6 protein-coding genes and 2 pseudogenes are annotated in these 8,494 nt (G+C 71.9%); 3 read left to right on the top strand and 5 right to left on the bottom strand.

What is annotated here, in order from left to right; all coding sequences use genetic code 11:
- Together E1281_RS33730 and E1281_RS33725 are read right to left on the bottom strand one after the other, a co-directional pair.
- Nucleotides 1-300: pseudogene (locus tag E1281_RS33730) on the bottom strand (hypothetical protein); the annotation flags it as partial.
- Nucleotides 301-582: 282 nt separating this feature from the next.
- Nucleotides 583-1,158, bottom strand: coding sequence for a YbhB/YbcL family Raf kinase inhibitor-like protein (locus E1281_RS33725; RefSeq protein ID WP_243717681.1), 576 nt, complete (start codon nucleotides 1,156-1,158; stop codon nucleotides 583-585).
- Between the two features lie 375 nt (nucleotides 1,159-1,533).
- Here E1281_RS33725 and E1281_RS33720 point away from each other — a divergent pair, with 375 nt between their 5' ends.
- A complete protein-coding gene (locus tag E1281_RS33720) occupies nucleotides 1,534-2,907 on the top strand; it encodes an NAD(P)/FAD-dependent oxidoreductase (protein WP_131883767.1) in 1,374 nt (457 codons plus the stop codon).
- Nucleotides 2,908-2,988: 81 nt separating this feature from the next.
- Here the strand turns inward: E1281_RS33720 and E1281_RS33715 are convergent, their stop codons facing one another.
- Nucleotides 2,989-3,795: an ABC transporter permease gene (locus E1281_RS33715; RefSeq protein WP_131883766.1), complete on the bottom strand. Its 807-nt coding sequence runs from the start codon at nucleotides 3,793-3,795 to the stop codon at nucleotides 2,989-2,991.
- The gene (locus E1281_RS33710) at nucleotides 3,792-4,784 is read right to left on the bottom strand and encodes an ATP-binding cassette domain-containing protein (RefSeq protein ID WP_131883765.1); all 993 of its coding nucleotides are present in this window, start codon (nucleotides 4,782-4,784) and stop codon (nucleotides 3,792-3,794) included. Before E1281_RS33710 ends, E1281_RS33715 begins: the two co-directional genes overlap by 4 nt.
- Before the next feature lie 257 nt (nucleotides 4,785-5,041).
- Between E1281_RS33710 and E1281_RS33705 the strand changes: the two genes are divergently transcribed.
- Nucleotides 5,042-5,602: a PH domain-containing protein gene (locus E1281_RS33705; protein ID WP_131883764.1), complete on the top strand. Its 561-nt coding sequence runs from the start codon at nucleotides 5,042-5,044 to the stop codon at nucleotides 5,600-5,602.
- On the top strand, nucleotides 5,599-7,065 hold the full coding sequence (locus E1281_RS33700; protein WP_131883763.1) for a PH domain-containing protein: 1,467 nt from the start codon (nucleotides 5,599-5,601) through the stop codon (nucleotides 7,063-7,065). Before E1281_RS33705 ends, E1281_RS33700 begins: the two co-directional genes overlap by 4 nt.
- Nucleotides 7,066-7,069: 4 nt before the next feature.
- On the opposite strand, the pseudogene E1281_RS40755 reads toward E1281_RS33700, so the two are convergent.
- Nucleotides 7,070-8,494 (bottom strand): annotated as a pseudogene (locus E1281_RS40755) (hypothetical protein); the annotation flags it as partial.

The following is an 8,494-nucleotide window of genomic DNA, read 5'->3' as shown; positions in this document are numbered from 1 at the left end:
CTCCCGACCGCCGGCGACGCGGCGGTCGGGAGCGCCCTCGGGCGCGCCGTGCCGGTCGTAGCCGCCGTCATAGGCGCCGTCGTAGCCGTCGTTGTAGCCGTCGTTGTAGCCGTACTCGTCGGGGGGGCCCATCTCGTCCTGCGGCGGGACTCCCCGGCGGCCGCGCGGCTGCTGCGGCTCCTCGTCCATCCAGTCGTCGTCGTCGCGTCCCGCCCTGCTGGCCCTCAGGCCCAGGGCGACGAGGACGCCCACCAGGACCACGACCACAATGAGGCCGAAGACCACGATGTAAGAAGTCATGCCACCACCCAATGCCTTGGCCCGGTGAGAGTCCCCGGCGCGGACCGCGGGTCCGTCCCGATTGTCGCAGGCGGCCGGTGCTGCTCGGGTCGCCGCCGCCTCGGCCTAGCCCGATTCTGACCGACCGCTATGACCGTTGTCACACCCTTCGCGCACATTTACCCTCGCACGGCGCGTGCCGATCGGCCAATCCCGCCCATCGGTACGCCCCTGTCGGCTCCAGCTCCCCCCGGTGGGGTCCGCCCTGACCCTGTGCTCCTGAGAGCCTCACGGTCAACGCGCCTAGTTGCCGCCGAAGTTCCCGGTGATCCTTCCCCGGCCGATCGTGTGCTCCGCGATGGCGGGCAGCGAGTCCTTCAGTGCGGCGCCGTTCTCGAACGGTGCCGGGTGGTCCAGCGCGTAGATGGTGAACCGGTACCGGTGCCGTTCTCCCTTGGGCGGGCACGGCGGCGCGTAGCCCGCCTTCTTGCTTGTGGTCAACCCTTCGACGGTTCTTTCCAGCTGGGCACCCTCGACGAGTTCGTTCACGGTCCCGTCGATGCCCGCGATCACCCAGTGGACGCCTGCGCCGCCGGACCGGTCCGGGGCGTCCATGACGATCGCGAACGACCTGGTCCCGTTCAGGCCCGACCACCGGAGCGGCGGGGTCTTCCCCTGCCCGCCAGGGTACGTCGTGCAGCCGTACCGCGGGGGCAACTCCTGCTCATCGCGGAAGACCGGGCTGGTCACCGTGAACCACTCCGACAGCTCGGCGCTCTGGTTCTCCGGCTCGCCGATCAGCCCGCAGCCGCCGAGGACCCCGGTGAGCGCGAAGGCGCCCGCCGCGGCCAGGATCGGACGCCGGTCTCTGCTCATCATCGATTCGCTCCCGGGCGAGATCGTACGCCGCGCGCCGCCGGATCGCCGTCATTCCGGCCGCGCCGCCTCGCCCGTCGGCGCCCCCTTCCTCGTTCGCCCCAACGATAGGGCTTCGCGGGGAGTGGAACGCGCCTTTCGTCCCGGCCGGGCGGCGGCTCCCGGAAGCCGGTGCTGTGACCTTGACCATGCGTGTTCTGTCCCGTTCCACCCGATTATTCGGGAAGTAGTGTCCTGTTTCACAGCCGTATCCGCCCTCAGCTTTGCCGGATCGGGAAGATCTCACGTTCTTTCGTGGCTATTCGTTGGTGTCAGGCACGTCTATCGGTTAGCTTGTGAATGTCTTCACAAGCCGACCGTGAACATTGGAGGGCCGCAATGGCCAGGATCGCCCAGGAGACCCCTGGCGCTCCCCACATCCTCATCGTGGGTGGCGGCTATGTCGGCATGTACACCGCCCTGCGCCTGCAGAAGAAGCTCAGACGCGAGCTCAGGTGGGGCGAGGTCAAGGTCACCATCGTGGACCCCAACTCGTACATGACGTACCAGCCGTTCCTCCCCGAGGCCGCCGCCGGGAACATCTCGCCGCGGCACGTCGTCGTCCCGCTCCGCCGCGTCCTGTCCAGGTGCACCGTCCGCAAGGCCCGGGTCACCGAGCTGAACCACGACGAGGGCTGGGCGATCCTCCAGCCGCTGGCCGGGCCGCCTGAGCGGATCTCCTACGACTACCTGGTGATGGCCGCGGGCGCGGTGCCGCGGCTGCTGCCGATCCCGGGGCTCGCCGAGAACGGCATCAGTCTCAAGACCGTCGGCGAGGCCATCCACCTGCGCAACCACGTCCTGGAGCAGCTGGAGATCGCCGAGTCCACCGACGACGCCGAACTGCGCCGCAAGGCGCTCACGTTCGTGTTCGTCGGCGGCGGCTTCGCGGGCGTCGAGGCGGTCGCCGAGCTGGAGGACATGACCCGCGACGCCACCAAGTACATGCGCAAGGTCACTCCCCAGGACCTGCGGTTCATGCTCGTCGAGGCCGCCGACCGCATCCTGCCCGAGGTCGGCCCCGACATGGGCAAGTGGACCGCCGAGCAGCTCCGCGGGCGCGGCATCGACGTCAAGATGAACACGCTCCTGCGCTCCGCGGTGGACGGCCGGATCGAGCTGTCGGACGGCAGCGCCTTCCAGGCCGGGACGCTCGTCTGGAACGCCGGCGTCAAGGCGGCCCCCGTCGTCCGGAGCGGCGACCTGCCCGTGGACGAGAAGGGCCGCGTCAAGGGCACCGAGTACCTGACCGTCGAGGGGCTCGTGCGGGCGTTCACCGCCGGCGACAACGCCGCCATCCCGGACCTGACGCAGGACGGCATGTACTGCCCGCCGAACGCGCAGCACGCCGTCCGCCAGGCGAAGCTGCTCGGCGACAACATCGTCCGCTCGCTGCGCGGCAAGACGCTGAAGCCCTACGTCCACGCCAACATCGGCGCGGTCGCCGGGCTCGGCCTGCACAAGGGCGTCGCCCAGACCTACGGGTTCAAGCTCAAGGGCTGGCCGGCGTGGTTCATGCACCGCAGCTACCACGGCGCGAAGGTCCCGACCTTCAACCGCAAGCTGCGCGTCGTGGCGGACTGGACGCTCGCGCTGTTCCTCAAGCGCGAGACCGTCTCCCTCGCCACCGTCGAGCAGCCGCGCGCCGACTTCGAACTGGCCGCCCTGGACGACGCCCGCGCCAAGGTCAAGGAAGCCGAGCCCGCCGCCTGACCGCGGCCGCCCGGCTCCGCCGGACACGCGACGGCCCCGGCCGCTCCCTGATGGGGAGCGGCCGGGGCCGTTTCCGCGGGATCAGGCGCGCTTCTTGAAGGCGCGCAGGGAGAGCGGTGCGAAGACGAGGGAGAAGCCGACCCCCCACGCCAGCGCGACCAGGGCGTGGTCGAGGACGGGACCGCCGACCAGCAGGCCGCGCATCGCCTCCACCAACTGCGTCACCGGGCTGTTGTCCATGAAGAACGCGAGCGGCCCGGGGATGCCCTCGGTCGTGGGGATGAACGCCGTGCTCAGGAAGCTCAGCGGGAAGATCACCACGAACCCGAAGATCTGCACCTTCTCCGGCTCGTTCACCTTCATCGCGATGTACACCGAGATCCACGAGAACAGGACGGCGAACGCCAGCAGCAGGAGGAACGCGGTGAGCAGCGCCAGGACGTTCGTCTCGATCCGGAAGCCGATGGCGAAGCCGACGATGAGCAGGATCAGCATCGACCACGCCTGCTTGGCGGTGTCGGCGATGATCCGCCCGGCGAGCGGGGCGCTGCGCGCGATCGGCAGGCTCCGGAACCGGTCGAAGACGCCCTTGGTGATGTCGGTGTTGAGCCCGAAACCGGTGCTCATCCCGGCGAACAGCGCGTTCTGCGCGATGATGCCGGGGATGACGACCGGCAGGTACGCCTCCACGCTGCCCGCCATCGCGGGGCCGAACACGTAGGCGAACAGCAGCACGAACATGATGGGCTGGATGGACAGGTCCAGCAGCTCCATCGGGTTGTGCTTGATCTGGACCAGGTTGCGCCACGCCAGGGTGGCCGTGTTGCGCAGTGCCGTGCCGGGCGCGACGCGCTTGGAGAGGTCCTGCGGCGCGAACGTCGCGGTCATGCGGACGCCCCTTCCTTGTTCGCCGCCTGCGCGAGCTCGTCGGCCTCGGCTTCGATGTCGTCGGTGTGGTGCCCGGTCAAGGCGAAGAACACCTCGTCCAGGCTGGACTTGCGCAGTGACAGCTCGCCGACGTTGACGCCGGCCTCGTCGAGGCGGCGCACCACGGCGGGCATCAGCTGGGGGTCGGTGATCGGCGTGGTGACCAGCTCGTCGTGGACCTCGGGGACGCTCTCGGCCAGCTCCCCGACGATCTTCGCCACGGTGCCGGCGTCCGCCGGGTCGACCGGCCGCACCTCCAGTACCTGGCCGCCGACCTGCGCCTTGAGGACGTCGGACGTGCCGTGCGCGATGATCTGGCCGCGGTCGATGACGACGATGTCGTCGGCGAGCTGGTCGGCCTCCTCCAGGTACTGCGTGGTGAGCAGCACGGTGACGCCGTCGGCGGTCAGGCCGCGCACGATGTCCCACAGGCCGTTGCGGCTGCGCGGGTCGAGGCCGGTGGTCGGCTCGTCGAGGAACAGGATCTGCGGCCGTCCGACCAGGCTCGCCGCCAGGTCGAGGCGGCGGCGCATCCCGCCCGAGTACGTCTTGGCGGCGCGCTCGGCGGCCTCGGTGAGCTGGAACCTCTCGAGCAGCTCGGCGGCCCGCGCCTTGGACGCCCGCCTGGACAGCCCGAGCAGCCGGCCGATCAGGATGAGGTTCTCGGTGCCGGTGAGCATCTCGTCCACCCCGGCGTACTGGCCGGTCAGGCCGATCAGCTGCCGTACCTTGTGCGCCTCCTTGACCACGTCGAAACCCGCGACCTGGGCGTTGCCGCCGGTCGGCTCGATCAGCGTGGCCAAGATCCGCGTCATGGTGGTCTTGCCGGCGCCGTTCGGCCCCAGCACCCCCAGAACGGTTCCGGGTTGGGCGGTGATGGAGACGCCCGCCAGCGCCTGGGTGTCACCGAACCGCTTCTCCAGGCCGTCGGCCTGGATGGCGTACGTCATGTGAGCTCCTAGGGACTTGTTCGCCGGACGTCTTGGTTCCCCGTCGAGGGGAGCTGCCAAATTATGTGGAGTCCGGTGTGATTCGCATCCAGTTTTTTTTACGCCGCCCGACCGAGACTCTGCTGGTGGCGCGGGAGACCCCAACATCGCATCCGCCACTGACAAAACGCCGGTGGGCGCGAAATTGTGCCCGGGAACCGGCGGTTAGCCTCCGGTGGAACAACGGGAGGGGGCCTCCGGCGTTCTAAACTCGCGGTGTGACGTCGGTGCGGCGCAGTCACCGGAAGGACGGCGGGGGCCCGCACCCGCCGCGTCTGCGGCCGCCCGAACACCGGGTGTCGGCCCGCGCGATCGCGCACTGGGCGATCGAGTACCTGCTGGTGTGGGGCCTGGCGTTCGGCCTCTCCCTGGGAGTGGCGGCCTGGCTCGGCGACTCCGGCTGGGACGGCCTGCCCGGGTGGATGTCGGTCCGGATCGGGTGGCTGCCCTACCTCGTCGGCGCCGCGGGCCTGCTGGTGGTGACCGTGGCGCCGGTCTGGCGTTACCGGGTCCACCGCTGGGAGGTCAGCGCCGACGTGGTCTACACCCGGACGGGCTGGTTCAGCCGCGAGTGGCTGCTGGTGCCCGTCGGGCGCATCCAGACCGTCGACACCCAGCAGGGCTGGATCGAACGGATCCTGGGCCTGGCCACCATCGAGGTCAACACGGCGTCCCACGCCGGGTCGTCCGAGGTCTCCGGGCTCCCCGTGGACGTCGCGACCCGCCTGGCCGAGGATCTGGCGCACCGGGCACACGACCTCCGTGACGACGCGACGTGAGCCGACGAGACGGCGACCCGGGTTCCGAGCCCGCCGCGCACCCGTCCGCCGAGCCGCCCCCCGCCCGGCGGCTGCATCCGCTCACGTTCGTCGTCGGCGCCGTCCGGGAGCTCATCGCCCTGATCGCCGCAGGCGCGGCGGGACTCCTGGTCGGCGGCCTGTCCACGGCGTTCTACTTCGCCTTCGCCGGACTGGCGTTCGGGCTGCTCTTCCACGCCGGCGGCTGGATGACGTTCACCTACACGCTGCACGACGACCGCATCGAGCTCCGGCGGGCGCTCATCGGACGGTCGGTCAAGAGCATCCCGCGCGACCGGATCCGGGGGGTGGACATCAGCGCGTCCCTCCCGCACCGGCTTCTCGGGCTGGCGGTCGTCGACATCGACGCGGGCGCGGAGGGCGGCGAGGGCACGCTGAACGCCGTCTCCCGGCACGAGGCCGAACGGCTCCGCCGTGTCCTGCTGGCCAGGGGCACCCCCGTCCCGCCGCGCCGCGTCCTCGCCCGCATGCGGCGCCGCTGGTACGTGTACGCCCCGCTCAGCGGCGCCTACCTCCTCACGCCCTTCGCGCTGGCCGGCAGCCTCCTGGGCACGGTCTACAACCTCGGCGACGACCTCGGCCTGATCACACAGGAGCGGGTGGAGGGCTTCGGCCACGAGGTGGTCGGCCTGCCCACCGCCCTCGTCGTCGCGCTCGCCATCCTCCTGCTGATCGCGATGCCGGTCATGTCGGTGATCGCCTTCACGCTGTTCAACTGGGACTTCACCGTCCACCAGCGGGACGGCTCCCTGGTGGTCGAACGCGGCCTGATCACCCGGCGCAGCGTCTCCCTCGAACGCCGCCGGCTGCGAGGTGTCGAACTCGCCGACAACCCCTTCGAGCGGTTCGCCGGGGTCGCCCGCCTCGGCGCGCTCATCACCGGCCTCGGGGACGCCGCCCAGCGCGGCCGCCTGCTGCCGGCCGCCCCCCGCGCGGTCGCCGAGTCCCTGGCCGCACGCGTCGTCGGCAACGTCCCCAGGCCGCTGACCGCCCATCCGCCCGCCGCCCGGAGCCGCCGGCTGACCCGCGCGATGGCGCCCCCGGCCGGGTTCGCCGCCCTCGCCGTGCTGGCCGGACAGCCTTCGGCCGCCTCCGTGTTCGCCGTTCTCACCGTCCTGGCCGTCCCCCTCGGACTGGACCGCTACCGCCAGCTCGGCCACGTCACCGACGGCGAGCGCCTCAGCGTCCGCTCAGGCTCCCTGCGCCGCCGCCAGGCGGTCGTCGAGCACACCGCCATCGTCGGCTGGCGCATCCGCCGGACGCTCTTCCAGCGCAGGCTCGGCCTGGCCACCCTCATCGCCGCGGCCGGCGCGGGCGACGGCGGCTACTCGGCGATGGACATGGCCGAAGAGGACGCCGTGGCCCTGGCCGCCGGTATCACGCCCGCCTGGGTGACGCCGTTCCTGGAGACTCCCGGCGCGTGACGCCCTATTCGGGGCGGCGCGCACCGAACATGATCTCGTCCCACGACGGCACGGAGGCGCGCTTGCCCTTGGCCTTGCGGCGCCGTGCGGGCCGCTGCGCCGCCGGTTCCCCGGCCGCCGCGGCGGCGGCCGGCGGTGGCGCGGCGCCGGCCGGCTTCTCCTGCCCGGCCGCGGGCATCGTCGGGCGAGTGGCCGGCTTCTTCTTCGCGGGCGTCCGCGAAGACTGCCGCTGACCCGCCCGCTGCGCCGCGGGCCTCTTCTCCCGCGGGGACCGCTCCTCCTCGGCGGGCTCCGCCTCGGCAGGCTCGTCCTGTGCCTTGCCGGCCGGCGACTCCTCGCGGGCCGGCTCCTGGTCCTGCCCGGCCTCACGCAACCGAGCGGCCCGCCGCGCGGGGGTCTCCGCGAACTCGCGCCCGTCATCCGCTTCGACGGTCTCGCTCGTCCCCGCGCTCACCTCACGAGCATCGGCGTCCTGTTCCGTTTCGCGCTCGGGGACGCGAGAAGCCGCCGCCTCACGCTCCGGCGTTCCCCGCTCGGCCTCGGCGCCCTGTTCCGGCACGCGCTCGCCCGCTGCGCGCACTGCTTCGCGGTCTTCGCGGGAGGCCGCCGTCTCGCGGTCCTGGTGCGTCTCGCGTTCGGTGCCGGTGCCGCGCGACGCAGCGTCCTCGCGCGCATCGGCTTCGGTGGCCTGTTCCGGTGCGCGCTCGTCTGCGGGGCGGAGCGGTTCCCGGTCTCCGTGGGAAGCCGCCGCTTGACGCTCCTGCGGTTCCGCTGCGCGCACGGCCTCCCCGGCTTCTTGGGAGGCCGCCGTCGCGTGCTCCTGGGGCGTTCCTGGTTCGGTGGCAGGGTCGCGCGATGGAGCGCCTTCACGCCCCTCGGTGCCCTGGTCCGATGTGCGCTCGCCCTTGGCGCGCAGCGGTTCGCGGTCTCCGTGCGATGGGGCGTCCTCACGCGCACCGGCTTCGGTGCTCTGGTGCGGCGCGTGTTCATCGGCGGTGCGCAGCGGTTCGCGATCCTCGTGGGAGGCCGTCTCGCGGTCCCGGTGGATCTCCCGCTCGGTGGCTGGGTCGCGCTGCGGAGTGCCCTGAGGCCCCTCGGCCCCGGTGCGCTGCTCCGGTGCGCGCTCGCCCGCGAGGCGCAGCGACTCCCGGGCTCCGCGGGAGGCCGCCGTCTCGCGGTCGTCGTACGTGTCGTCGTCCTGAACGGCCTTGTGCGCGGTCTCGTCGCGGGAGGGGACGTCCTGTTCGCGGGGGGCGGTGCGCTGTTCTGGCGTGCGCTCGCTCGCCGGGCGGAGCGGCTGCCGGCTTTCGCGTCCGTCCGTCGATTCGCGGTCGTCGTAGGCGTCGCCGGGCCGGGGGCTCTCCGCGGCGCCGGGCCGGGGCCGGGCGGCCTCGCGCAGGGGAGCGGACTCGCCGGCTTCGCGGAAGGC

The sequence above is a fragment of the Actinomadura sp. KC345 genome (assembly GCF_004348515.1).
Taxonomy (GTDB): domain Bacteria; phylum Actinomycetota; class Actinomycetes; order Streptosporangiales; family Streptosporangiaceae; genus Spirillospora.
This window is presented reverse-complemented; position numbering and strand designations above follow the sequence as displayed.